23 protein-coding genes are annotated in these 22,571 nt (G+C 35.9%); 8 read left to right on the top strand and 15 right to left on the bottom strand.

From position 1 onward, the window contains the following. Window positions 1-30 precede the first annotated feature (30 nt). Window positions 31-762, top strand: a complete 732-nt coding sequence (locus Q0X89_RS03945) for a biotin--[acetyl-CoA-carboxylase] ligase (protein WP_297691344.1) — start codon at window positions 31-33, stop codon at window positions 760-762. Between the two features lie 35 nt (window positions 763-797). Here Q0X89_RS03945 and Q0X89_RS03940 read toward each other — a convergent pair whose 3' ends face one another. Together Q0X89_RS03940 and pyrE are read right to left on the bottom strand one after the other, a co-directional pair. Then, window positions 798-1,190, bottom strand: a complete 393-nt coding sequence (locus Q0X89_RS03940; protein WP_297691342.1) for an SRPBCC family protein — start codon at window positions 1,188-1,190, stop codon at window positions 798-800. A gap of 4 nt (window positions 1,191-1,194) precedes the next feature. After that, complete coding sequence (gene pyrE / locus Q0X89_RS03935) at window positions 1,195-1,836, bottom strand: orotate phosphoribosyltransferase (RefSeq protein WP_297691340.1); 642 nt, start codon at window positions 1,834-1,836, stop codon at window positions 1,195-1,197. A gap of 7 nt (window positions 1,837-1,843) precedes the next feature. Between pyrE and Q0X89_RS03930 the strand changes: the two genes are divergently transcribed. Next, a complete protein-coding gene (locus Q0X89_RS03930) occupies window positions 1,844-2,431 on the top strand; it encodes an NUDIX domain-containing protein (protein ID WP_297691338.1) in 588 nt (195 codons plus the stop codon). A gap of 161 nt (window positions 2,432-2,592) precedes the next feature. On the opposite strand, the gene Q0X89_RS03925 is transcribed toward Q0X89_RS03930, so the two are convergent. The 4 genes from Q0X89_RS03925 to Q0X89_RS03910 form a co-directional block, all read right to left on the bottom strand. After that, window positions 2,593-2,997: a response regulator gene (locus Q0X89_RS03925; protein WP_297691336.1), complete on the bottom strand. Its 405-nt coding sequence runs from the start codon at window positions 2,995-2,997 to the stop codon at window positions 2,593-2,595. Further along, window positions 2,984-5,641 carry a PAS domain S-box protein gene (locus Q0X89_RS03920; protein WP_297691334.1) on the bottom strand — a complete coding sequence of 886 codons (2,658 nt, stop codon included), beginning with the start codon at window positions 5,639-5,641 and terminating at the stop codon, window positions 2,984-2,986. Before Q0X89_RS03920 ends, Q0X89_RS03925 begins: the two co-directional genes overlap by 14 nt. A gap of 190 nt (window positions 5,642-5,831) precedes the next feature. Further along, entirely contained in the window at window positions 5,832-6,287 is a 456-nt protein-coding gene (gene coaD, locus Q0X89_RS03915) for a pantetheine-phosphate adenylyltransferase (RefSeq protein WP_297691332.1), read from the bottom strand. A 35-nt stretch (window positions 6,288-6,322) separates the two neighbouring features. Then, complete coding sequence (locus tag Q0X89_RS03910; RefSeq protein WP_297691330.1) at window positions 6,323-7,297, bottom strand: D-alanine--D-alanine ligase; 975 nt, start codon at window positions 7,295-7,297, stop codon at window positions 6,323-6,325. Between the two features lie 109 nt (window positions 7,298-7,406). On the opposite strand from Q0X89_RS03910, the gene Q0X89_RS03905 reads away from it, so the two are divergent. The 4 genes from Q0X89_RS03905 to Q0X89_RS03890 all read left to right on the top strand — a co-directional run bounded on the left by Q0X89_RS03905 (window position 7,407) and on the right by Q0X89_RS03890 (window position 10,305). Next, window positions 7,407-7,994 carry a PASTA domain-containing protein gene (locus Q0X89_RS03905; RefSeq protein WP_297691328.1) on the top strand — a complete coding sequence of 196 codons (588 nt, stop codon included), beginning with the start codon at window positions 7,407-7,409 and terminating at the stop codon, window positions 7,992-7,994. A 3-nt stretch (window positions 7,995-7,997) separates the two neighbouring features. After that, on the top strand, window positions 7,998-9,023 hold the full coding sequence (locus Q0X89_RS03900; RefSeq protein WP_297691326.1) for an RluA family pseudouridine synthase: 1,026 nt from the start codon (window positions 7,998-8,000) through the stop codon (window positions 9,021-9,023). A 97-nt stretch (window positions 9,024-9,120) separates the two neighbouring features. Continuing rightward, window positions 9,121-9,882, top strand: coding sequence for a peroxide stress protein YaaA (yaaA, locus tag Q0X89_RS03895; RefSeq protein WP_297691324.1), 762 nt, complete (start codon window positions 9,121-9,123; stop codon window positions 9,880-9,882). Window positions 9,883-9,939: 57 nt separating this feature from the next. Further along, window positions 9,940-10,305: a hypothetical protein gene (locus Q0X89_RS03890; protein WP_297691322.1), complete on the top strand. Its 366-nt coding sequence runs from the start codon at window positions 9,940-9,942 to the stop codon at window positions 10,303-10,305. On the opposite strand, the gene Q0X89_RS03885 is transcribed toward Q0X89_RS03890, so the two are convergent. After that, window positions 10,302-10,430, bottom strand: coding sequence for a 30S ribosomal protein THX (locus Q0X89_RS03885; RefSeq protein WP_297691320.1), 129 nt, complete (start codon window positions 10,428-10,430; stop codon window positions 10,302-10,304). The genes Q0X89_RS03890 and Q0X89_RS03885 overlap by 4 nt on opposite strands. A gap of 130 nt (window positions 10,431-10,560) precedes the next feature. Between Q0X89_RS03885 and Q0X89_RS03880 the strand changes: the two genes are divergently transcribed. Both Q0X89_RS03880 and Q0X89_RS03875 read left to right on the top strand, forming a co-directional pair. Further along, complete coding sequence (locus tag Q0X89_RS03880; RefSeq protein ID WP_297691318.1) at window positions 10,561-11,253, top strand: uracil-DNA glycosylase family protein; 693 nt, start codon at window positions 10,561-10,563, stop codon at window positions 11,251-11,253. 237 nt (window positions 11,254-11,490) lie between these two features. Further along, on the top strand, window positions 11,491-14,037 hold the full coding sequence (locus Q0X89_RS03875; protein WP_297691316.1) for a phosphoenolpyruvate carboxylase: 2,547 nt from the start codon (window positions 11,491-11,493) through the stop codon (window positions 14,035-14,037). Between the two features lie 76 nt (window positions 14,038-14,113). On the opposite strand, the gene Q0X89_RS03870 is transcribed toward Q0X89_RS03875, so the two are convergent. The 8 genes from Q0X89_RS03870 to Q0X89_RS03830 all read right to left on the bottom strand — a co-directional run bounded on the left by Q0X89_RS03870 (window position 14,114) and on the right by Q0X89_RS03830 (window position 22,305). After that, complete coding sequence (locus Q0X89_RS03870; RefSeq protein ID WP_297691315.1) at window positions 14,114-15,628, bottom strand: M20/M25/M40 family metallo-hydrolase; 1,515 nt, start codon at window positions 15,626-15,628, stop codon at window positions 14,114-14,116. Window positions 15,629-15,888: 260 nt separating this feature from the next. Further along, window positions 15,889-16,662 (bottom strand): tryptophan synthase subunit alpha, encoded by a 774-nt coding sequence (gene trpA / locus Q0X89_RS03860; protein ID WP_297691311.1) that lies wholly within the window; start codon window positions 16,660-16,662, stop codon window positions 15,889-15,891. Window positions 16,663-16,676: 14 nt separating this feature from the next. Beyond that, window positions 16,677-17,858 carry a tryptophan synthase subunit beta gene (trpB, locus tag Q0X89_RS03855; RefSeq protein WP_297691309.1) on the bottom strand — a complete coding sequence of 394 codons (1,182 nt, stop codon included), beginning with the start codon at window positions 17,856-17,858 and terminating at the stop codon, window positions 16,677-16,679. A 14-nt stretch (window positions 17,859-17,872) separates the two neighbouring features. Beyond that, window positions 17,873-18,514 (bottom strand): phosphoribosylanthranilate isomerase, encoded by a 642-nt coding sequence (locus Q0X89_RS03850; RefSeq protein ID WP_297691307.1) that lies wholly within the window; start codon window positions 18,512-18,514, stop codon window positions 17,873-17,875. Further along, window positions 18,511-19,296 carry an indole-3-glycerol phosphate synthase TrpC gene (gene trpC / locus Q0X89_RS03845; RefSeq protein ID WP_297691305.1) on the bottom strand — a complete coding sequence of 262 codons (786 nt, stop codon included), beginning with the start codon at window positions 19,294-19,296 and terminating at the stop codon, window positions 18,511-18,513. The genes Q0X89_RS03850 and trpC overlap by 4 nt, the downstream gene beginning before the upstream one ends. Further along, window positions 19,296-20,288 carry an anthranilate phosphoribosyltransferase gene (gene trpD, locus Q0X89_RS03840; RefSeq protein ID WP_297691303.1) on the bottom strand — a complete coding sequence of 331 codons (993 nt, stop codon included), beginning with the start codon at window positions 20,286-20,288 and terminating at the stop codon, window positions 19,296-19,298. The genes trpC and trpD overlap by 1 nt, the downstream gene beginning before the upstream one ends. Before the next feature lie 36 nt (window positions 20,289-20,324). Next, window positions 20,325-20,888, bottom strand: coding sequence for an aminodeoxychorismate/anthranilate synthase component II (locus Q0X89_RS03835; protein ID WP_297691301.1), 564 nt, complete (start codon window positions 20,886-20,888; stop codon window positions 20,325-20,327). A 19-nt stretch (window positions 20,889-20,907) separates the two neighbouring features. Continuing rightward, the gene (locus tag Q0X89_RS03830) at window positions 20,908-22,305 is read right to left on the bottom strand and encodes an anthranilate synthase component I family protein (protein ID WP_297691299.1); all 1,398 of its coding nucleotides are present in this window, start codon (window positions 22,303-22,305) and stop codon (window positions 20,908-20,910) included. Window positions 22,306-22,571: the final 266 nt, after the last annotated feature.

Below are 22,571 nucleotides of genomic sequence, written 5' to 3'. Positions count from 1 at the left end.
ACATTGTAGATCAAAAACGAATAAGCCTACATGATAAGGATCAAACTTGATGCCACGGATTCGACAAATGCATACCTAAAAAACTTAATGCTTTCAGAGAAACCAGAAGATTTTACAATTGTTACGGCAAATCAGCAGTTGCATGGTCGCGGGCAAATGGGGTCTCAATGGGAATCTGAAGCAGGTAAGAACCTAACGTTTAGCGTTTTAAAGTATTTTAAGAACTTCCATATTCAGGAACAATTCTTATTAAATATAATCACTTCATTAGCAATTTATAATACACTTAAAAAATTAGTTATACCAAACTTACAGGTTAAATGGCCTAACGACATTATGTCAGGTAATTTTAAGATATGTGGTATTCTAATAGAAAACAATTTGAAGAATAATTTAATTCAGTCCTCTATAATTGGTTTTGGATTGAATGTGAATCAATTAGAATTCGGGAATTTAAAGAAAGCTTCATCATTAAAAAGAATTACAGGGAAGACTTTTAGTCTGGATGAGGTGCAAACATGCATAGTGCAGAACCTGCAAATACTCTTTGATGATTTTGAATCTGGAAAAGATACGGATATGCGCCAAAAATATAAAAGCTTACTTTTCAGGATGGATAAACCGTCTACTTTCAAAGACAGTAATTCTAAGCTGTTCACAGGCTATATTCGCGGAGTCTCTGAAGTTGGAAATTTAATAGTGGAATTAGAGGATTCCATTTTAAAAGAATATGCATTCAAGGAATTGGAACTCTTGTATTAAATTGTATGGAGGATAATTAAATTGAGAATTGAAAGTTATATTTCGCTCAAATTCTCCGATAACGCATTCATAAAATTAGTAATAGGCGTTTTTATCATCATCGCCATCATTGCATTAAACTCTCCTTCAAAGCTTAAACCAACTTCTGTTTCATTGTCGTTTATAGAGGCTATATCCACAGTAAGTGTAAATGGCAACTTTTCACTGGCAGCTCCCAATACCAGCTGGTTAAAAGGTTGTTGATTATTTCTTTTCAGTACTATCTGTGGCATCCCTTTAAGAGCAAATAGGAAAGTATCGTTGTCTAAAACTTCAAATTTATCGATACTATCGGGCATTAATTGCTCAAAGTTTTTAAGATCGATAACAAACTCATAGACATCCTTTATGTTTTTAGAGACGGTTTTCTTTTTAGTTGTTATTTCCATTTTTTTATGATTTCCATATTGAAGGATTGTTTCTCCATTCAATGAGTGTTTTTAATTGGTCCTCCTTAATATGTTTGCTGGATGAGGCTTGCTCAATAAGATATTCATAATCACTAAGCGTATGAAGTTCTATTTCTTTGGCTTTAAAATTCTCTTCCGAGATGTTGAAACCATACGTAAAAATTGCTAACATTCCTTTTACAACCGCCCCACTTTGTTTTAAGGCTTCTACCGCGTTCAGGCTGCTTTTACCAGTGCTTATGAGATCTTCAATAACAACAACAGTCTGATTTTCAGATAACTGTCCTTCAATTTGATTTTGTCTGCCATGCGACTTGGCTTCGGGCCTCACATAAATAAAAGGCAAACCCAGATAGTCCGCAACAAGCACCCCAATACCTATTGCCCCAGTAGCAACCCCGGCAATTACATCTGGCTTACCGTATAAGTCTACAAGTTGTTTTGCAATTTGTTCCCTTATATAATTTCTGATATCTGGAAAAGATAGGATTATCCTGTTGTCACAATAAATTGGAGATTTCCAGCCGGAGGCCCATGTAAAAGGATTTTCTGGTTTCAACTTAATTGCATTAATTTGCAGTAGGAGCTCGGCTGTTTTTGCCGCAGTGTTCTTATCTAAAACCATTTCACAAATGTATAAAGTTTTTGTTAAAGATGCCCCTTTGATTTTAACAAACAGACTGTCTGATACCGTGAATGGTGAGTATTTTATGTTAAATGGCGAAGCCATTAGCAATGCTATAGATGCCTTGGCAAAAAAAAAGATGCAAAGGGCATTTATTTACCATCCTAACCATGAAGAAATTTTAAAAAAGTTTACAAAAAAAATTCCTTTGGAAATTGCTGGAGGGGGGGTTGTAACCAATAAAAAGGGAAAAGTTCTTTTTATATATAGGAATGATAAATGGGATCTGCCTAAAGGAAAACTTGAAAAAGGCGAGACTATTGAAGAATGTGCGCTTAGAGAAGTTGAGGAAGAAACAGGGGTAAAAGGGTTAAAGATTGAAAATTTTCTTCGGAAAACTTACCACATTTTTAAGAGAAACGGAATCTACAAACTCAAGGAAGTTCATTGGTATGCTATGAAAACCTCTTACAAAGGAAAGTTGGTAGGTCAAAAAAAAGAGGGAATAGAGAAAGTAAAATGGAAAGGTCCTCAGAAAATTCATAAGGCCCTGGAGAATTCTTATACCAATATCAAATCACTATTTGCAGATTAGTTTTCTTTTACGCCATTAAGTGTATCCTTAGGAATGCGAAAGACAGGATATTGCAAATGTGAGGCTTCATAATATTCAGACCACAAATAGATCCACACCAATTGTTAATATGAATTCTGATAATTCCCTTATCAAAATTAAGTAAAAATCTGGCTTATAAATTAAGCCGCTCTTGTAATCTCTTCAATTTCCTTCTTTTGTATAGGTTTGTTTTTATAATCTATGATGTGGTGTGTTTTGGTCATATAGTATTTCCAGTTCTCCCTGTCAGCCGGATCTATGGACGAAGTCAAAATGTTGATTCTTATTTTATGCGTAATAGGCAGTGTAATGAATTCCTCAAGAAATTGCCATCCATCCATTATAGGCATATTTATATCTAAAAATATAACCTCTGGGATCTCTGCCTTATGATTCATCAGGCTCTTAAAATCATCAATGGCTTCCTTCCCATTCACATAACTTTTGATATTTTCACATACATTTAAAGTGCTTAGCATTCTTTTAATCCCAAATACTGTTATTGGGTCATCATCTATTATAGCTATCGATTTAATTTTTGTCATTAAAATATATGTTAAACGTAGTTCCCTTGCCCACTTCACTGCAAGCCATTATCTTTCCATTCATGGCTTCCACCTGATTTTTTGTAATATACAACCCAATACCTCTTGCATCTGAATTATCATGGAATGTTTTGTACATTCCAAATAATTTTTCACCATATTTATTCAAATCAATACCCAGCCCATTATCCTCAATACTTAAAACAGTATAATGTGTTTTTTTAGATACAGATAATTTTATTACCGGATCACGGCTGTCATCCTTATACTTTACGGAATTGGTTATAAAGTTCATGAGTATGCTGTCTATATACGCCGGTATTACCTTAATAAAAGTATCATCGGGTATTTTATTGATAATTTTAGCATTGTTCTTTTTAAGGAACGCCCCTAAATTTTTCTCTGCAGCTACAATTTTCTCATTTAAATTAACCGGTTTTTTATCCAGATTTACGTTGGTACTTATGGCCACTACTTCATTTAAGTTGTCCAGTGTTTCCAATAAGTTATCGGACGCTTCTGTTAACATTTTTATTAAATTATCCTGCTCCTTCTCATCTTTTTCATCAACCAGAAACTCTAATAACATAGAAAAATTGGCAGTATGAGACCTTAAATTATGCGATACAATGTGTGCAAAATTGATTAATTGTTTGTTTTGAATAGAAGTAACATTTATTAGGTCTCTAAGCTCCTCCTCCTTTTGCTTAAGATCCGAAATATCCATGCTAATACCTATCAGGCCGCTGGCTTTACCATCAGGACCAATAAGCGGAATTTTGGATGACATAAATCTAGTCAGACTCCCATCTTTTTTTACGCTTATGGTTTCCTTACCCAAAATTGGTTTTAAGCTATTAATTACACTTAGGTCTTCTTCTCTTGAAATTATGGCAGATTCTTTATCGTAAAAGTCAAAATCATTTTTACCTAAAACTTCCGATTCGTCCTTAAATCCACAATAATTCAATTCTGCCTTATTTACTAATACTTTCCGCGATTGCAAATCTTTGATGTAGACATTAAGTGGCAGGTTATCTATTAAGGTCTTTAGTAATTTTTGTTCGTCCCTAATTTGTTTTTCTTTTTTCCTTACTTCCGAGATGTCCTGTGCTGTAGACCAAAGCAGTTTTCTGCCTTTTTTATTTCCTACCAGAGATCCACTGATTAAAACGGGATAAGTTGTTCCGTCCTTTTTACGAAACTTATGTTCGAAAGGTCCATAAGTACCTTTTAGATCTACTTCCTTTAAAAAATTAATTAATTTGTGTTTTGATGAATCTGGCAGAAGATCGGAGTACCTTAAATTTGCTAAATCTTCTTTCCCATATGCTGTGGCATTTTCAAAAGAACTGTTACAATCCAGTATCTCTCCAGTTTCAAAATCACTAAGGATGTAAGCAATTGGAGACAACTCGTATAGGGATCTAAATTTCTTCTCACTTATTTTCAGCTTCTGTCTTGCCTCAACCATTTCTTTGATCATACGGCCCTCGGCCAAAAGAGATACTACCTGCCCATCTTCGTTATAAATAGGTTTTAAACTGAAATCTACAGGAATAGGTTGTTTATTTTTATCAATAACAACGATCTCACTTCGCATAAACTCGCCCTGGGCTGCGGCAGCTACGACCTCCTTTAACCCTTCTTTAACCATGTCTGGAATTGGCCACCAATAGGCGTCCCAAAACTTTTTATTAATTATATCTTCCTGTTTAAGATCTGAAAATTTTAAAGCAGTATCGTTTATCTCAAGGAAAGTACCTTCGGTATCCAAAATACCTGTAAACTGATAGGAAGAATTAAATATGCTGCTAAAAATCCGCTCTTGTTCTTCTGTTTTTGCCTTGATTAGTACTTCATCCGTAATATCTTGGAATGTCCCAATTAGACCCAAAAACTTTTCATTTTTAAATACAGGCTTTCCTGTCGCAATAACAGATATTTCTTTTCCATTAGCTGTAATTAAATTTAAAGTTTCGTTCCAGGCTAATCCTTTGGTCATGGCAATATCTACCGCCATGGCTATAGTGTTTCTGCTATAGCCTTCTTTATAAAAATTGATACCACTTTCCAGATCCGGTTCAAAGTCTTCAGGGACTTCATGCAGCTTTTTAGTGACTTTACACCAGCTTAATTTATCCTTAACAGCATCGTACTCCCAGCCTCCGATTTTTGATGTTTTGGACTTACCCTTCAGTAAAACTTCAAGTTTTTCTAACTTAACATCATCAAAAATAGTATCTGTTATATCCTTTGTTTTAATAATAACACCAATAATGTTTTCCTGTTCATCATACCAGGGAACATTTACCCACTCAAACCACTTTTCGTTGTTTTGAGAATCATAAAAGTTTTCTACTCCAGAAAGGAGGGCCTTGCCTTTAATTATCCTATTGAGATCTTTTTTCCATGATATACTGATATCACCAAAGAGTTCAGACAGCGACAAGCCAATTACATCCCTGTTAATGAAATCGAAATCCGTAATCCACTTATCTGAAGCATGGATTATTTTGAATTTTTTATCTACAAAAACCGTTGATACAGGTAACTGTTTTATTAAGTAATCATTAGAAGATGTCTGGGTTTCACGCAACATTCTACCGTAATTTCCTACTAAAGTAATCCGATTATCCATCATTTGTTAATGATTGTTGTGAACTGCTCCAAACTAGTTGTGTGACTTCAATTTTACATGGAGTACACGATAAAATAACTCAAAATGAAAGTAATTTCCTACTAAAATAGAATATTTTATGAAATAATGTGCTCTAAATAATAAAAAGAAAAAGGCCGTAAGAATAATAAACAATGCGGCTAATCGGCAAACTTCAGGATAATTTAACAGTTTTGGGTACTAAAACACTATAATCCCCTCCATTTCTAATAACATCTCGTACAATAGATGAACTGATAAAGGATTTACCGGAAGCTGTTAAAAGAAAAACCGTTTCAATTTCTGAAAGCTTCCTGTTAGTATGTGCAATAGCTTTTTCAAATTCAAAGTCCGCAGGGTTCCGCAAACCACGAAGGATATATCCGGCCTTAACTTTCTTGCAGAAATCTATTGTCAGACCTTCATAAGTCATAATTTTAATTTTGGGTTCATCCTTAAAGGCTTCTGAAATAAATTTCATCCTTTCTTCAAGAGAGAACATATATTTTTTTTCGGCATTTATTCCTATAGCAATGATTAATTCATCAAATAAAATTATTCCCCTTTCAATAATATCTGAATGACCCAAGGTTATAGGATCAAAAGAACCCGGAAAAATAGCACGTTTCATGTGGATTTTTGGTTTACAAGTTAAATGTAATCAATTTACTTCATTGCTTCTGTTATAGCATTTTCAAAAAGTTGGGGTAGACTTATACCTGCTATTTGCGCCTGTTGCGGCAAGATACTCTCTTCTGTCAGGCCAGGAGTTGTATTCATCTCCAACATATAAGGTTCATTGCCTATAAAAATAAATTCGCTTCTTGAAAATCCTTTCATTTTTAAAACCTCATAAGCCATCTTTGCCTGACGCCTTATATTTTCTTCCTGTTTTTCGGTTAAGCGGGCCGGGGTTATTTCCTTTGATTTTCCTTCATATTTGGCTTCATAATCAAAAAAATCATTATCTGTTACAATTTCTGTTAAAGGCAACACAAGGGTTTCACCTTTAAAGGTTATAACACCTACGGAAACCTCTGTGCCGTCAAGGAAAGACTCAATAATAATTTCATCGTCCTCATGAAATGCCTTGTCAATTGCCGCCTGCAACTGTTTTTTCTCAAAAACCTTGGAAATTCCAAAACTACTTCCAGCTCTATTTGCTTTTACAAAGCAAGGAAGCCCAACTTTCTCGACAATAGCAACATGATCAATAGTATCGCCCAAATTCAAATAATAAGAATTGGCTGCTTTAATACCGTAGGGCTTTAGGGCACTTAATAAATCTCTTTTATTAAAAGTAAGGGCCGCCTGATAGTGGTTGCATGAAGTTTGTGGAATTCCCAATAGCTCAAAATAAGCCTGCATTAATCCGTCTTCTCCCGGAGTACCATGAATTGCATTAAAAACACAATCGAACCTAAGATGTTGATTGTCAATAACTACGGAAAAATCATGCTTGTTTACCGATAGTTCATTTTCGTCTTTATCCAGATAAACCCATTTTTCTTTGGAAATAATAATGCGATAAGCATTAAATTTCTCCTTATCCAAATATTGAAAGACTACATTGCCGCTCTTTATTGAGATCTTATACTCACTGGAATAACCCCCCATGATAATGGCAATATTTTTTTTCATCTAAAGTTATCTATGCAAGCTCTAAACCCATTTAGACAAATATCACGATTTTAACGTAAATAAAAAATGATAGGGTTTCCTATCTTTGTGTCCGACATAAAAAAATGCAATGAAGAATTTTTGGAATTTTCTTAGAAGTAAAGTTTTTTTATTGAATATTGGCCTGGCTTTTCTGGTAATAGTGGCTATATCTATATTTGCTTTACAGTGGTTAAAAAAATCTACAAACCATGGAGAATTTATAGAGGTTCCTGATCTATCGAAGTTATCGGTAATGGAAATGAGAGGAGTAATAGAGGATGCTAATTTACGCTACGAAGTATTGGATTCAGCAAATTTCAATCCGGATTACCCGAGGTTTTCAATAATTGAACAGGACCCACCTGCAGGCAATAGAGTAAAAGAAAATAGAAAAATATATATTACTGTTAACCCTTCGGGTTATAAAAAAGTTACCGTTCCGAATATTATTCAGGTTACACAACGCAATGCAGAATCTATGCTTCGTGCTGTTGGATTAGACGTTGAACGCGTTACCTATATTGATGAGTTGGGGAAGGATATGGTATACTATTTAAGGCATAAAGGAAAAACAATTAATCCGGGCGATAAAATACCAAAAACTTCAAAAATTGAACTGGTCTGTGGAAACGGAACTATAACCGGCCGGGCGAAAGTCAAGGCCGATTCGGAATAAGAAATGGCATCTAACAACACTTCAGATCCTCAAGAGGATGAGCTTTACGAGCATTATAGTTTTGTAGCTTCAAAAGGGCAGGAACCTTTACGGGTTGATAAGTTTTTAATGAACTTTATAGAAAATGCAACCCGGAATAAAATTCAGTCCGCTGCAAAGGAAGGCCATATATGGGTTAACGAATCTGTAGTAAAACAAAACTACAAGGTCAAAGCAGGTGATGAAGTCAAAGTGTTTTTTGAACATCCACCTTATGAGTTTTTGTTGTCTCCGGAAGAAATACATTTGGATATTGTCTATGAAGACGAAAGCCTTTTGGTTGTAAACAAACCCGCCGGAATGGTAGTACATCCGGGGCATGGAAATTATTCGGGAACCTTAATAAATGCGCTATTATATCATATAAAAAATTTACCTGTAAATTCTGATGAGAGACCGGGGCTTGTTCATCGAATAGATAAAGATACCTCCGGATTATTGGTTATTGCCAAGACAGATCAGGCTATGACTCACCTGGCCAAGCAATTTTATGATAAAACAAGCGAGAGAGAATATGTTGCCTTGGTTTGGGGCAATATAGAAGAAGATGAAGGAACCATAGAAGGGCATATTGACCGCAATCCAAAAAACCGACTTCAAATGCAAGTATTTCCGGAAGGGGAAAAAGGGAAAGAGGCGATTACCCATTATAAGGTCCTGGAACGCTTGGGATACGTTACATTGGTTTCTTGCAAGCTGGAGACCGGAAGGACACACCAGATAAGGGTTCACATGAAACATATTGGCCATACCATTTTTAATGATGAACGTTATGGCGGGAATAAAATACTGAAAGGAACTACTTTTACGAAATACAAACAATTTGTAGAAAATGCTTTTAAAATCCTGCCCAGACAGGCATTGCATGCTAAAACCCTAGGGTTTATGCATCCGGTTAGTGGTAAAATGATGCGTTTTGATAGCGAATTGCCGGATGATATGGCCAATTGCGTTGAGAAATGGAGGCATTACTCACTACATTCTCGGTAGCAATAAATTTAGCTGATAGGAGTATTGAAAAGTCTTTTCACTCTTAGTAGGGAATTCACAAAAATCCTCTTTACTTTTATCTTTAAATTATTAAATTATGAAGATTGTGCTTTCTCCGGCTAAGTCATTAAACTTTGAACGTCCTGTTCCCACCACAAAATATACACAACCTGAATTTTTGGAACAGTCAGAAAAACTTAATAGGATATTGACTAAGAAAAATCCCAGGTCCTTGTCCAAATTAATGAGTATTTCAAACGACCTGGCTGAACTAAACTGGGAGCGCAATCAAAATTTCTCACCGCCATTTACTCCGGAAAATGCCCGCCCGGCAGTTTACGCTTTTAATGGGGACGTTTATCAGGGATTAGATGCATATAGTATTCCCGAAGACAGATTAGATAAGCTTCAGGATACCCTTCGAATTCTTTCGGGTTTATACGGTATTTTAAGGCCCCTGGATCTTATGCAACCCTATCGCCTGGAGATGGGGACACAATTAAAAATTGGACGTAAAAAGAATCTATACGAGTTTTGGAAGCCCATAATAACCGATTTTTTAAACGAAGAACTCAAAGAGGGAGAACTTTTTATTAATCTTGCCAGTAACGAGTATTTTAGTGCTGTGGAAGCCAAAAAATTAAAAGCCACTATTATTACACCGGTATTTAAAGATTGGAAAAACGACAAGCTTAAAGTAATCAGTTTCTTTGCAAAAAAAGCCCGCGGTTCTATGGTGCGTTATATTCTGGATACAGACGCAAGGACTCTTGAAGACATAAAAGGATTTAACCTGGATGGGTATATCTACAGCAGGGAGCATACCTTAAAAGAAAATCAGCCTGTTTTTATTAGATAGAATAATTTTCTGAAGCAACCGTTTATACTATGAAGATTCATTTATAAACAACTTGTAATGAAAAATATTGGTTTTGTTTTACTAACCTTTTTAGTCTTTACTTTTAGCTGCACAGACAGGGACGATAATGTAGATACCATCAATATCCGCATCAAAAATGATAGTAATATTAATTTTGATGAGGTACAGGTAAGCACTAACGAAGAATTATATACAAATGTGGCGCCAGGCAAATATTCCGACTATTTGGTGTATGAGATCGCTTATCAATACGACTTTGTTGAAATCAAATCTGGAGAAGACATCTACGTACTACAGCCGATTGATTTTGTAGGGGAAACAGAACTTCCCATTGGTTTTTACACCTATAAACTCAGCATAAACGAGGAAGGTGAAGTAGGGCTTGAATTCGTTGTGGACTAAGATTTACTTTTAGTCTTTTTTTTCTTTGTAACTACAACTTTAGCTTTTGACTTTTTAGGTCTTCGTGCACCGTATGATTTATTGGCAATCTTACCTCTTTTAGTTTTTATATCCCCTTTACCCATTGGTATTGTATATTTCTTTCAATTTACAAAATTTGGCATAAAAATGCAATCTGCCATTTTACCCATTCGCAAAATACTATCTTTATAAAATAGTAGATTAAGGAGATAATACCGATAATTAGGATTCAATTTGTTTTTACATACCCACCCTTATAGACCTTTTATATTTCATAATACCACTAAGCTTATTGTGGGGACTTTACCGCCACCCAGATTCACTACAGGGGATTTAAAGGAAGGAGATGTTGATTTTTGTTATGGAAGCAGAGATGGACAGTTATGGAAAATTCTGGACCAGATTTTTGAATTGAATTTAAAATTCGAATCAACCGGGGAAGCTGTAAAACAGCGTATGGATTTTCTGAAGGAACAAAAATTAGGAATTTGTGATATAGTTCAAAGTGCGGAACGTTTAAAAGTAGATGCATCAGATCTTGGTATGAAGAATGTATCACTCAGAAATCTAATAGGGTATTTAACTAAATATAGAAAGGTTGAAACCTTATTGTTTACTGGTGGAAACAGTAAGAACGGACCGGAATATTTTTTTAGAAAACATTTAAGGGAGTTTGGAATAAGATTGGAACAAATTTCCGGCGAAGTACCGAGAATACACAGTTTTACAATGCCGGGAGAACAAAATAGAATCGTTACCACTGTTTCGCTGACAGCTCCTTCAGGTTCTGCAAACAGGGCAATTGGCAGCTTCAACTCTTATAAAAAGATCAAAATGGAGAATCCGGGATATTCAACTTTGCAATTCAGAGTAGATCAATACCGTACTTTCTTTAAGTACCGTAATTTTGCTGGTCTCACTAGTTGAATGATCCTGGTCGCTTAAAAAAATACCTATGAATTCCTATGTTTTAAATCTGAAGTGTTTGTTTTTCAAATTGGGTTTTATGGCTAGAAATATGTTGGTTTTTTAATGAGGAAAAATTATTTCGTGATTTGTCGTATTAAGGTTTAAATATTATATTATTATACGGATATTTAGAGGATTAAAACCAATAAGAAACTTTCGCAATTTAGGGGAGTCAATTGAATAGTTAAGAATTTTATGCATCAGACAGATAGATTAGAAGAATTTAAAAAATCAGTTAAAAATAAGTTCTACGTTTATAACAGCTTGTTTTTAAATTTACCATATCAGGGTATTGAGAATGTGGGGATGCTCATTCCTCTTTTATTTGATCAATGCGAAAAAGGGTTAAAATCCGGCAAAAATCCACAACAAATTTTAGATTTATTTTTCAAGTATTACGCCAATATTGATACTGAAAAAGAAAGAATTGATTTTATGTTCAGTGTAATACAGTATGTTGAACGGCAAGTGGTATTATATGACAGTGTAGAGGATGCTGCATTTCCCAAATTGCATGAACATTCAACCTCTTTATCCATAAAGGACTACTTTCAATTAGTAAATAAGACTAAGAGCTGGGAAAAGATTGCGAAGAAATTATCGAGTTTTAGTGCGCGTATTGTTTTAACTGCTCATCCAACTCAGTTTTATACTCCGGCTGTCCTGGATATCATTGAAGAATTAAAATCACTTATTCTTGAAGATAAGATTAATGATATTGATCTTGTTCTTCAGCAGTTAGGGCTCACTTCTTTGATAAATACAAAGAAACCAACACCATTAGATGAGGCCAAAAATATTATTTATATTCTTAGAAATGTTTACTATGCCGCCGTCGGGGATTTATTCTCTTATGTAAAAAGCAATATAGAGAATGATGAATTTGACAATTATGATATAATTAAACTTGGGTTTTGGCCAGGAGGAGATAGAGACGGAAATCCATTTGTAACGGCAGATATTACTAAAGACGTGGCTGATGAGCTTCGTACGAATTTAATGAAATGTTACTATAATGACCTCAAAATACTTCGTAAGAAGCTTACATTTAAGGATTTGCGTCCGGACTTGAATGCTTTAAGAGATAGGCTATATGTTTCAATGTTTGATCCTGAAAAAGTAGTAAGTTATGATGATATTGTTGTGCCATTGCTTAAGTCACGGGAAATATTAATAGACAAGTACAATTCGCTCTACCTGAAACAACTGGAGGATCTAATTGACAAGGTAAAAATTTTCAAAACACATTTCGCAACTCTTGATATTCGTCAGGATCATAGTAAACATAAACAAGTAATTGAAACAGTACTTAAAGGTAATGGTTATATTAATGAAAGTCTTGGTGAACTTGCAGAAGACGAATTAACAAATTTACTGCTCAATGAAAATTTGAAATTAGATTCTAAGGATTATAAAGATGAAATTGTAAAAGACACCATTGCAAATATTTCCCAATTAAAGGAAATTCAGAATAAAAATGGTGAACAAGGTTGTAACCGCTATATTATAAGTAACTCTGAGGATATCTATTCAGTTCTATTTGTCTATGCGCTTTTCAGATGGTGTGGTTGGAAGAAGGATAGTATTACTTTTGATATTGTTCCGCTTTTTGAAACAATGAAAGGTATGGATACTTCGGAGCATACCATGCAGTCCTTATTTGATTTACCGGATTACCTTTCTCACCTTGAACAACGGGGTAACAGGCAAACCATGATGCTCGGATTCTCGGATGGCACAAAAGACGGCGGTTATTTAAAAGCCAATTGGTCTATTTTAAAAACCAAGGAGGTTTTGTCAAAGGTTTGTTTAAAAAACGGTATCGATGCCATATTTTTTGACGGCCGCGGCGGACCGCCGGCGCGTGGTGGCGGAAAAACACATCGTTTTTATGCTGCTCAAACTAAGGACATAGCCAATAACGAAATACAATTAACTATTCAGGGCCAGACCATCACAAGTACGTATGGTACCAAGGAACAGTTCATGCATAATTCTGAGCAGTTATTGACTGCAGGATTATCCAATAATCTCTTTGGCAAAGAAAATATAATCCCAAAAGAATCACGAAAGTTGATGGAAGAACTTTCTGATCTTAGTTTTGCTAAATATGATGCTCTTAAGCAGCACGAGATGTTTATTTCATATCTTGAAAACAGGAGTACTCTTAAATATTATACTAAGGCTAATATAGGCAGCAGACCCGGAAAGCGGGGGCAAAAGGCAAAATTGGAACTCACAGATCTCAGGGCAATATCATTTGTGGGGTCATGGAGCCAGCTCAAACAAAATGTCCCCGGATATTTTGGAATAGGTACGGCTATAAAAAAGCTGAAAGATGAGGGAAGGTTAAAAGAATTAAAGAAGTTATTCAGGGAAGTTCCGTTCTTTGAAACTTTAATGCTTAACAGTATGATGTCCTTATCTAAGTGTTATTTTGAGTTAACGAGTTATATGCAGGACGACGAAGAATATGGTGATTTCTGGAATATCCTTCACGATGAATTTATGCTTTCCAAGGAGATGTTATTGCTCATAAGCAATTCGAAGATACTTATGGAACATGAAGCCGTTTCAAGAGAATCAATTAGAATTCGAGAGAATATTGTACTTCCGTTATTGGTAATTCAACAATATGCCTTGCATCAGGTAAGTGAGAATTCAGAGTATAAAACACTTTATGAAAAAATAGTTACACGTTCTTTGTACGGCAATATCAATGCAAGCAGAAACTCTGCATAGCTGAGGTATGCAGCAGCTTTATGCTATTTTTTAGAATGAATAAGACATTTTTATCTCAAAGCAGGCTGAAAATCAACTATTCCATTTTGTTGCTTAAAATCCCATAAAAGACTTCTATGCCGTAGGCAATCTGCCCTATTTTTAAATTTTCATTAGGGCTATGCTGATTATTATCGGGATTCACGAGGGGGACGAGAAAGGCTGGAATTTTTAGTTCGTTAACAAAGGGTGCAATTGGAACAGTACCCCCCATGATCCTTATTTGTACAACATCTTCTGAAAATGTATTTTTAAAAGTATCTACAAGGTAATTGCCATACAGATTGTCCAAATCTGTCCTGAACGCATCTGTGACTGTACCTTCGGTAATGGATATGATCTTATCATGCTTCATTCTTTGACTAACATCCGGAACATCGGTCATTACAAAATACCCTTCATTTTCGATATGCTTTTTGACAAGGTTTTTCAGTCGATTACCATCAGTTTCAGGGACCAGCCTGATATCTATTTCAGCAGTGGCACTTTCAGGCACTATGGTACGTGCTTTTTCACCAACCCATCCTGAAGATAACCCCCTAATATTCAATGATGGATATTGCAGGGCTTCCTGATAAAAAGAGCCCACTTTTTCGGGTTGTTTAATAGCCAGGTGGGTATTAATTGTATTGGCATCATCTGGCACACTATTTAGTATATTCTTTGTTGATTCGTCTATAGTAATGCCATCATAGTATCCTTCAATCAATACTCTGCCCTCCTTATCTTTCATGCTCGCCAATACCTGAGCCAATTGAAACCCGGGATTAGGAGCATAATTGCCATAATGGCCACTATGCTGTGGATTTATAGGGCCATAGGTGGTTAGGGTTAAAGAAGTTATTCCTCTTGCGCCATACGCAATTGTTGGATTACCGGAAGAATGGACAGGACCATCTGATATGATCAGAAAATCTGCTTCTAACAATTCTCTATATTCTTTAACAGCCTTTGGCAGGGGTGCGCTACTTTTTTCTTCCTCTCCGTCTAATATTACTTTTACATTAAAAGGAATTTCTACATTGTTTTTCTTCAAAAGATCTATTGTGTTCAGAAACATAACAATTGGTCCCTTGTCATCTGAGGTAGAACGACCAAAAAGGCGCCAATCATAATTTACATCCTCCTTTAAATCATCGAATGAATGTGTTTTCCATGTATCGTTTTCCTTTGCTTTCAGTACTACTTTATAAGGATCTGGCTGATCCCATTTAGAGGGATCCACAGACTGCCCATCGAAATGCATATAAAATAGAATTGTCGGTTTGTCATCTTGCATAGGAAGGGCCGCAAAAAAAAGTGATTCACCTTCGGTGGGAAGCACAGATGAATTAAAGCCTCTTTCATTGAATTTTTTAGTGAGCCAAGAAAGATTTCTGTTGATATCTGAATGATCTAAAGCATCGTTAGGGATTGCTATAAATTCTCTTAGCTCGTCTATAGTATGCCTGACTTGTGCTTTTACCTCTGCTTCTTGAACTTTAACCTCTACTTCTTGCGCATTGTTGATCCAAAATAATAAAAGACATAAACATGTTGCTAAATTTTTCATGCGGTAAGGTAAATTTATAAGGATTTAATTTTGTTAATTCTTGGAGTTGATCAAGTACTTTAATTTTAAAACAAGTAAACGAATTAAAAGGAGAAATGGAAATCCATGGAAAAAAAGATCGAACCAATCTATGGGTTTCATCCCAACACTTCCGCCAATAACCCATCTAAGTTTACCCCATAAATGAGGTTCAGGAAAAAAAGGCGCCAATCCCAGAGTTAAACATAACAAGATTATAATTTTCCAATCGTTAAACATGCTCATGATACTGGTTTAATTGTTTGGATAAATTCCGAGATTCCAACTGTTCCTTTTTGCGACAACATTTTAATAAAAGCTGAGCCAATGATGGCTCCCTTTGCCGTATTTGTAGCCTGTTTAAAGGTTTGGGCGTTACTTATACCAAATCCTACAATTTGAGGATTTTTAAGATTCATTGAGGCAATTCTCTTAAAATAGGCATCCTGCTCTTCACCAAACCCTTGCTTAGCGCCGGTTGTGCTTGCCGAACTAACCATGTAGATAAATCCATCTGAAGCATCATCTATTTGTAAAATTCGTGATTCGCTGGTTTGTGGTGTAATAAGAAAAATGTTGATGAGGTTATACTTTTTAAAAATGGTCTCATATTCTTCCTTGTAAACATCCAGAGGTAAATCCGGAAGGATAAGACCATCTATACCTATTTCCTGGCATTTTTTACAAAAGTTCTCTACGCCATACTGCAAGACAGGATTAAAATACCCCATAATGATCAGGGGTATTGAAACGGTTTTTCTTATTTCTTTTAATTGATCAAAAAGTAAATCTGTTCCCATACCATTCTTTAAAGCTATGGTAGAACTTTCCTGAATGGTAGGGCCATCTGCCAGAGGATCACTGAATGGCAAGCCTATTTCTATCATATCCACACCGTTAGTTTCCAGATCCTGAATAATGGAAACTGTATCGTTTAGATTTGGATAACCGGCTGAGAAATAAATGGAAACCAGTTTTTTATCTTCTTCCAGCTTTTTTTGAATTCTGTTCTTCATTTTATGGGAACCAATTATAATTTGAAATAATCTATATAGGTCTGCAAATCTTTATCACCTCTTCCCGAGAGATTAATGACTAAAATGTCGTCTGGTTTAAATTTTCTATGGTCAAATATGGCAAAAGCATGGGAAGTTTCTATTGCAGGTATAATGCCTTCCAATTGAGATACTAATAATCCCGCTGTCATGGCTTCATCATCGGTAACTGAAATAAATTCTCCCCTCCCGGAGGTGTACAAATGGGCATGCATAGGTCCAACACCCGGATAATCAAGACCCGCAGAAATAGAATAGGGTTCAGTTATCTGACCATCTTGTGTTTGCATAAGCAACGTTTTACTGCCATGAATAATTCCAACCTTACCCAGAGCAGAAGTTGCAGCACTTTCTCCGGAATGAATTCCTTTACCGGCTGCCTCCACTGCAATGATCCCTACATCCATATTATCCAGATAATGATAATACGTACCAGCGGCATTGCTTCCACCACCCACGCAGGCTATTAAATAATCAGGGTTAGGAGTACCTTCTTTTTCCAAGAGCTGAGACTGTATTTCCTCTGAAATTACCGATTGAAATCTGGCTACCATATCGGGGTAGGGGTGCGGGCCAACAACAGAACCTATGATATAATGCGTGTCTACAGGATTGTTTATCCAGTCGCGTATAGCCTCATTTGTAGCGTCTTTCAGTGTCCTGCTTCCCGATAGCGCAGGCCTTACTTCTGCTCCTAACATTTTCATTCTGGCCACGTTTGGTGCCTGACGGGCAATATCTATTTCGCCCATATAGACCACACAGTCAATTCCCATAAGTGCACAAACTGTAGCGGTAGCTACCCCGTGTTGCCCGGCTCCTGTTTCTGCGATGATTCTTGTTTTACCCAGTCTTTTGGCCATTAATATTTGCCCAATGGTATTATTGACCTTATGGGCACCTGTATGACATAAATCTTCTCTTTTCAGGTAAATTTTCGTTTTATACTTATCCGAAAGGCGATTAGCAAAATAGAGCGGCGTGGGCCTTCCTACATAGTCTTTTAATAATGCATGGAACTCTTTTTTGAAAGAGGGTTCCTCCATAATCTGAATATAATTTTGCCGTAGCTCTTCAGTATTCGGGTACAGCATTTCCGGGATAAATGCCCCTCCAAACTGTCCGTAATACCCTTTTTCATTAGCATTGTAAGTCATATTCTTATATTTTTTTATAAGTTGGTTTTAAACAACCGATTCTTAAATTCATTTAATTTATCTATATCCTTCAGGCCAGGAGCTATTTCAAATTTACTGTTGACATCGATAGCATGGCAATATTTAGATTCTTCTTTTTGAAGAAAATCCAAAACACTATTGAGTTCCTCCGGCCCAATTCCTCCACTAAGGAAATAGGGTTTTTTAGATGGATATCCTTTTAGTACTTCCCAGTTAAATTGATATCCATTTCCACCGGGTAACTTGCCCTTTGTATCAAATAAAAAGAAATCAGCAGATTTCTCAAATGGACCAAGTTGTGAAAAATCAAAACTGTCTTTTATGCTAAATACCTTGAGAATATCAATTTTGATATTTTGCTTGTTAAATTTCTCTTTTAGTTTCGCACAGTATTCAGGTGATTCATCCCCATGCAATTGTACCGCATTTAATGAAAATCTTTTTGTGCGACTTAAAATTTCTTCAATATTAGCATCAACAAAAACCCCAACTTTACTAATTGTCTTATCCAATTCAGGAATAGAACCGTCAAAAAAGCGTTTGGAAGGCTCCCAAAAGATAAATCCAAGGTAATCTGGCAGCATTGCTGCAACCTCCCCAATATTATCCTTCATTCCACAGATCTTAAATTTCATCTCTGCATCTGGTTTATAAATTGCCCGGCACTCTCACCCGGGTTTGATGTTTTCATAAAGGTTTCACCAATTAAGAAACCCTGGTAACCCAATTCTCTTAGCATTTTAATCGCATCAACAGAGCTAATACCACTTTCCGATACCTTTACAAATTCATTAGGGATCTGTTGCGAAAGAGATATGCTGGTTTCCAAGTCTACTTTGAAGGTTTTAAGGTTGCGATTATTTACTCCCAATAAATCCAAACTGGGCATTATTGATTTAACCAGTTCTTCTTCATTGTGAACTTCCAGTAATACGTCCATTCCCAAACTCTTCGATAATTCTGATAAAACTTTTATTTGTTTTCTTGTCAAAATAGCAGCAATAAGCAAAATAGTATCAGCTCCGTAAGCGCGAGCTTCTATGACTTGGTATTCGTCTATGATAAATTCCTTTCTTAATAGCGGAAAATCTACTGCTGCCCTGGCTAATATTAAATCGTCCAGAGATCCTCCAAAATATTTTGCATCTGTTAATACGGACATACCACTCGCACCAGCATTCATATATCCTATGGCAATATCCTGCACACTTTCATTCTGATTGATCACAGATTTGGAAGGAGACCTTCTTTTGTGCTCGGCAATAACACCGGTTTTACTATTTCTCAGAGCACTAGCCAGGGATTGAGTTGCCCTTTGGAAGAGGAATGAAGTCTCTAATTGCTTGAGAGGGATTACATTTTTTTTAAGGTGTAATTCTCTCTTTTTATCGACAACTATTTTTTCTAATATATCCATCAGTTACTTAATTGCTGGAGTTTTTTTAGGGCATTAAGGCCATTTCTGTTTAGGAGAGATTCTTTAGCTTTTTCAAATCCTTCTTTTGGATTAATATCCAGAACTGTGGCGATAGCTACCCCTGCATTTGCACAGACCACATTGTTTTGTGCTTCTGTGCCTTTACCTTGCAAAATATCCATAAATATCTGAGCAGATTTGTCAATACTTTCACCTCCTTCTATTTCGCTTTCCATTACACTTTCTACCCCAAAATCTGAAGGGTTTAGAATAGCCTCAGTATTATTGGAAATAGTTTTGGTGCTACCTGTCAATGAAATCTCATCATACCCGTCAAGTGCGTGAAGAACCGTATATTTTTTATCCGTGTTCTGATAGAGATACCCATACATACGTGCCAATTCCAAATTAAAAACACCAACTATTTGATTTTGAGGAAAAGCAGGGTTCACCATGGGTCCCAGCATATTGAAAAATGTCTTCACTGCCAGTTCCCGGCGTATTGGGGCCACATTTTTCATAGCAGGATGAAACAATGGAGCGTGTAATACACATATCCCGGCTTCGTCCATAGACTTTCTCAGAAAATCCTCCTCATTACTGAATTTTACACCTAAAAATTCCATAACATTACTGCTCCCGCAGGTAGACGATACTCCGTAATTGCCATGTTTGGTTACTTTAATTCCGGCTCCCGCCGTTACAAAGGATGCCAGCGTAGAAATATTAAAGGTATCCTTGCCGTCACCACCCGTTCCGCATAAATCAATTGGATTGTATTCAGACAAATCTATGGCCAGACATAGCTCTAAGAGTGCATCCCGAAACCCTTCTAATTCTTCTATGGTAATACTGCGCATCATGTACACCGTAAGAAATGCTGCAATCTGACTATTGTTATAAGTACCTTTTGCAATATTTACCAATACCTGTTTAGCATCCTCCTTGGAGAGCATGTCATGATTAATCAATTTATTTAGAATCTCTTTCATTTGTGCTAAGTTTATAGTGAATCACAAACAGTTTAATTAGTTATTCAGCCAATTTTTAAGAATTTGTTTGCCTTCTGGAGTAAGTACGGATTCGGGATGAAACTGAACGGCACAAACGTCATAAGATTTATGTCTCAAAGACATCAATTGTCCATTTTCATCGAATGAAGTGGCTTCAAGGACATCGGGTAGTTTCGGATCAACAACCCAGGAATGATATCTGCCTACTACAATTTCTCCTGGCAGCCCTTCAAATAATGGTTCTTCTTTTTCAAGGTTTATTTTTGTGGCTATCCCGTGATATACTTCGTCTAAATTTATCAATTTGCCACCAAAAACTTCCCCAATAGCCTGTTGTCCAAGACATACTCCAAATATGCTTTTTGTTGGGGCATATTTAGCAATAATTTCTTTAAGAAGCCCTGCTTCATCAGGAATTCCGGGACCTGGTGAAAGTACTATTTTCTCAAACTCATCTACTTCCTCTAACTTTAGTTGGTCATTACGCTTAACAACCACCTCACAACCCAAATCCTCAAGATAATGCACCAGGTTATATGTAAAGCTATCGTAATTATCTATTACCAGTATTCTGTTCATGACTTAGTTATTATCCTTTTCAGATAGTTTCTGCAATTTCGAGGGCTTTGTTAAGAGCTCCCAATTTATTATATGTTTCCTGCAGCTCTTTTTCCGGCTCAGAGGCAGCTACCAATCCCGCTCCTGCCTGAAAGTGAAGTTGGTGATTCTTACTTAAAAAGGTACGTATCATTATGGCGTGATTAAAATCTCCGTTAAAATCCATAAAACCGATTGCACCACCGTAATAATCCCTATTAGTGGTCTCATATTTCTCAATGAGTTGCATTGCCATATGTTTGGGAGCACCACTGAGGGTGCCTGCAGGGAATGTGTCTGCCACCACTTTCATAGTAGGAGTTTCTTTTTTCTTTTGCCCAGTAACTTTTGAAACGAGATGAATAACATGTGAAAAGAATTGTACCTCCCTGTAATTTTCAACATTTACCATATTCCCATGTCTGCTCAGATCATTACGCGCAAGGTCTACCAGCATAACGTGTTCGCTATTTTCCTTTTCATCTTCTGTTAGTTTTTTGGCTAGTAATGCATCTTCTTCATCATTACCTGTTCTTTTGAAAGTACCGGCAATCGGATGTATTTCTGCCTTTCCGTCTTTCACTATTAATTGAGCTTCAGGTGAACTGCCAAAGATTTTAAAGTCCCCATAGTCAAAATAGAACAGATATGGAGATGGATTAATGGAGCGCAGGGCCCTGTAAACATTAAATTCATCGCCTTTAAACCCTTGTGAAAACCTTCTTGAAAGGACTAATTGAAAAACATCACCCCTTTTACAATGTTTTTTAGCCAGTGCTACGTGTTCTTTATAATCTTCATCATTTAAGTTTGATGAGGCCGAACCCTCTTTTCTAAAATTGTAGGACGCGAAATTTCTTATGTTAAGCAGCTGTTCAATTTCAGAAATATTATTATCTGAATTATAGCAATGGGCAAAGATATAAGCCTCATTCTTAAAATGATTAATAGCTATTATATTTTGGTAAACTGCATAATAAATATCAGGAATATCAAGGGCACCATCTTTTTTTGAAATTGAGATATCTTCAAAGTATCTGACGGCATCATATGACATATAACCAAACAGGCCATTATTAATAAATTTAAAGCCATTGGTTTCTGTTTTGAACTCTTGACTGAAATTATGTATAATATCTACGACATCGTTCTTGTTGTTTATAGCTATTTCCTTAACAGATTTATCCGGAAATAACAGTGTAATTTTTTCATCCTTTACTTTGATAGAAGCTATTGGATTGCTACAGATATAGGAGAAGGTATTGTCATTTGCCCTGTAATCACTACTTTCCAAAAGTATACTATTGGGAAACTTATCACGAATTTTTAGATATACGCTGACAGGGGTAATGGTATCAGCCAGTATCTTTTTATAATATGTTTTAAGTTCATATGCCATATTCTGTTAAAATTTAGAATTTGATACTATATATATATTTCTGAAAAATCAAAAAGGCTTGTCGTGATAGACAAGCCTTTTCGTATAGTAATACTACAATGATGCTTAGCTCACGACGTTAAACGTAAGTTATTCCACCACCAAGTATTGACTATCCTAACATTCATTGAGCCAAATATAGAAAGGAATTTTTTAAATACAAATCAATTTTAGAGAAATATAGAACCAAATGGTAAGATTACTAATGTGCTTACAGCAATATGAAT

This window comes from uncultured Eudoraea sp. (assembly GCF_947258525.1).
Classification (GTDB): Bacteria; Bacteroidota; Bacteroidia; order Flavobacteriales; family Flavobacteriaceae; genus Eudoraea.
This window is presented reverse-complemented; position numbering and strand designations above follow the sequence as displayed.

Excerpts from the sequence above, each read along its gene's own strand:
- Q0X89_RS03945 (WP_297691344.1), top strand. The coding sequence starts at position 31 with ATGATAAGGATCAAACTTGATGCCACGGATTCGACAAATGCATACCTA.
- Q0X89_RS03940 (WP_297691342.1), bottom strand. The coding sequence starts at position 1,190 with ATGGAAATAACAACTAAAAAGAAAACCGTCTCTAAAAACATAAAGGAT.
- pyrE (WP_297691340.1), bottom strand. The coding sequence starts at position 1,836 with ATGGTTTTAGATAAGAACACTGCGGCAAAAACAGCCGAGCTCCTACTG.
- Q0X89_RS03930 (WP_297691338.1), top strand. The coding sequence starts at position 1,844 with ATGTATAAAGTTTTTGTTAAAGATGCCCCTTTGATTTTAACAAACAGA.
- Q0X89_RS03925 (WP_297691336.1), bottom strand. The coding sequence starts at position 2,997 with ATGACAAAAATTAAATCGATAGCTATAATAGATGATGACCCAATAACA.
- Q0X89_RS03920 (WP_297691334.1), bottom strand. The coding sequence starts at position 5,641 with ATGATGGATAATCGGATTACTTTAGTAGGAAATTACGGTAGAATGTTG.
- coaD (WP_297691332.1), bottom strand. The coding sequence starts at position 6,287 with ATGAAACGTGCTATTTTTCCGGGTTCTTTTGATCCTATAACCTTGGGT.
- Q0X89_RS03910 (WP_297691330.1), bottom strand. The coding sequence starts at position 7,297 with ATGAAAAAAAATATTGCCATTATCATGGGGGGTTATTCCAGTGAGTAT.
- Q0X89_RS03905 (WP_297691328.1), top strand. The coding sequence starts at position 7,407 with ATGAAGAATTTTTGGAATTTTCTTAGAAGTAAAGTTTTTTTATTGAAT.
- Q0X89_RS03900 (WP_297691326.1), top strand. The coding sequence starts at position 7,998 with ATGGCATCTAACAACACTTCAGATCCTCAAGAGGATGAGCTTTACGAG.
- yaaA (WP_297691324.1), top strand. The coding sequence starts at position 9,121 with ATGAAGATTGTGCTTTCTCCGGCTAAGTCATTAAACTTTGAACGTCCT.
- Q0X89_RS03890 (WP_297691322.1), top strand. The coding sequence starts at position 9,940 with ATGAAAAATATTGGTTTTGTTTTACTAACCTTTTTAGTCTTTACTTTT.
- Q0X89_RS03885 (WP_297691320.1), bottom strand. The coding sequence starts at position 10,430 with ATGGGTAAAGGGGATATAAAAACTAAAAGAGGTAAGATTGCCAATAAA.
- Q0X89_RS03875 (WP_297691316.1), top strand. The coding sequence starts at position 11,491 with ATGCATCAGACAGATAGATTAGAAGAATTTAAAAAATCAGTTAAAAAT.
- Q0X89_RS03870 (WP_297691315.1), bottom strand. The coding sequence starts at position 15,628 with ATGAAAAATTTAGCAACATGTTTATGTCTTTTATTATTTTGGATCAAC.
- trpA (WP_297691311.1), bottom strand. The coding sequence starts at position 16,662 with ATGAAGAACAGAATTCAAAAAAAGCTGGAAGAAGATAAAAAACTGGTT.
- trpB (WP_297691309.1), bottom strand. The coding sequence starts at position 17,858 with ATGACTTACAATGCTAATGAAAAAGGGTATTACGGACAGTTTGGAGGG.
- Q0X89_RS03850 (WP_297691307.1), bottom strand. The coding sequence starts at position 18,514 with ATGAAATTTAAGATCTGTGGAATGAAGGATAATATTGGGGAGGTTGCA.
- trpC (WP_297691305.1), bottom strand. The coding sequence starts at position 19,296 with ATGGATATATTAGAAAAAATAGTTGTCGATAAAAAGAGAGAATTACAC.
- trpD (WP_297691303.1), bottom strand. The coding sequence starts at position 20,288 with ATGAAAGAGATTCTAAATAAATTGATTAATCATGACATGCTCTCCAAG.
- Q0X89_RS03835 (WP_297691301.1), bottom strand. The coding sequence starts at position 20,888 with ATGAACAGAATACTGGTAATAGATAATTACGATAGCTTTACATATAAC.
- Q0X89_RS03830 (WP_297691299.1), bottom strand. The coding sequence starts at position 22,305 with ATGGCATATGAACTTAAAACATATTATAAAAAGATACTGGCTGATACC.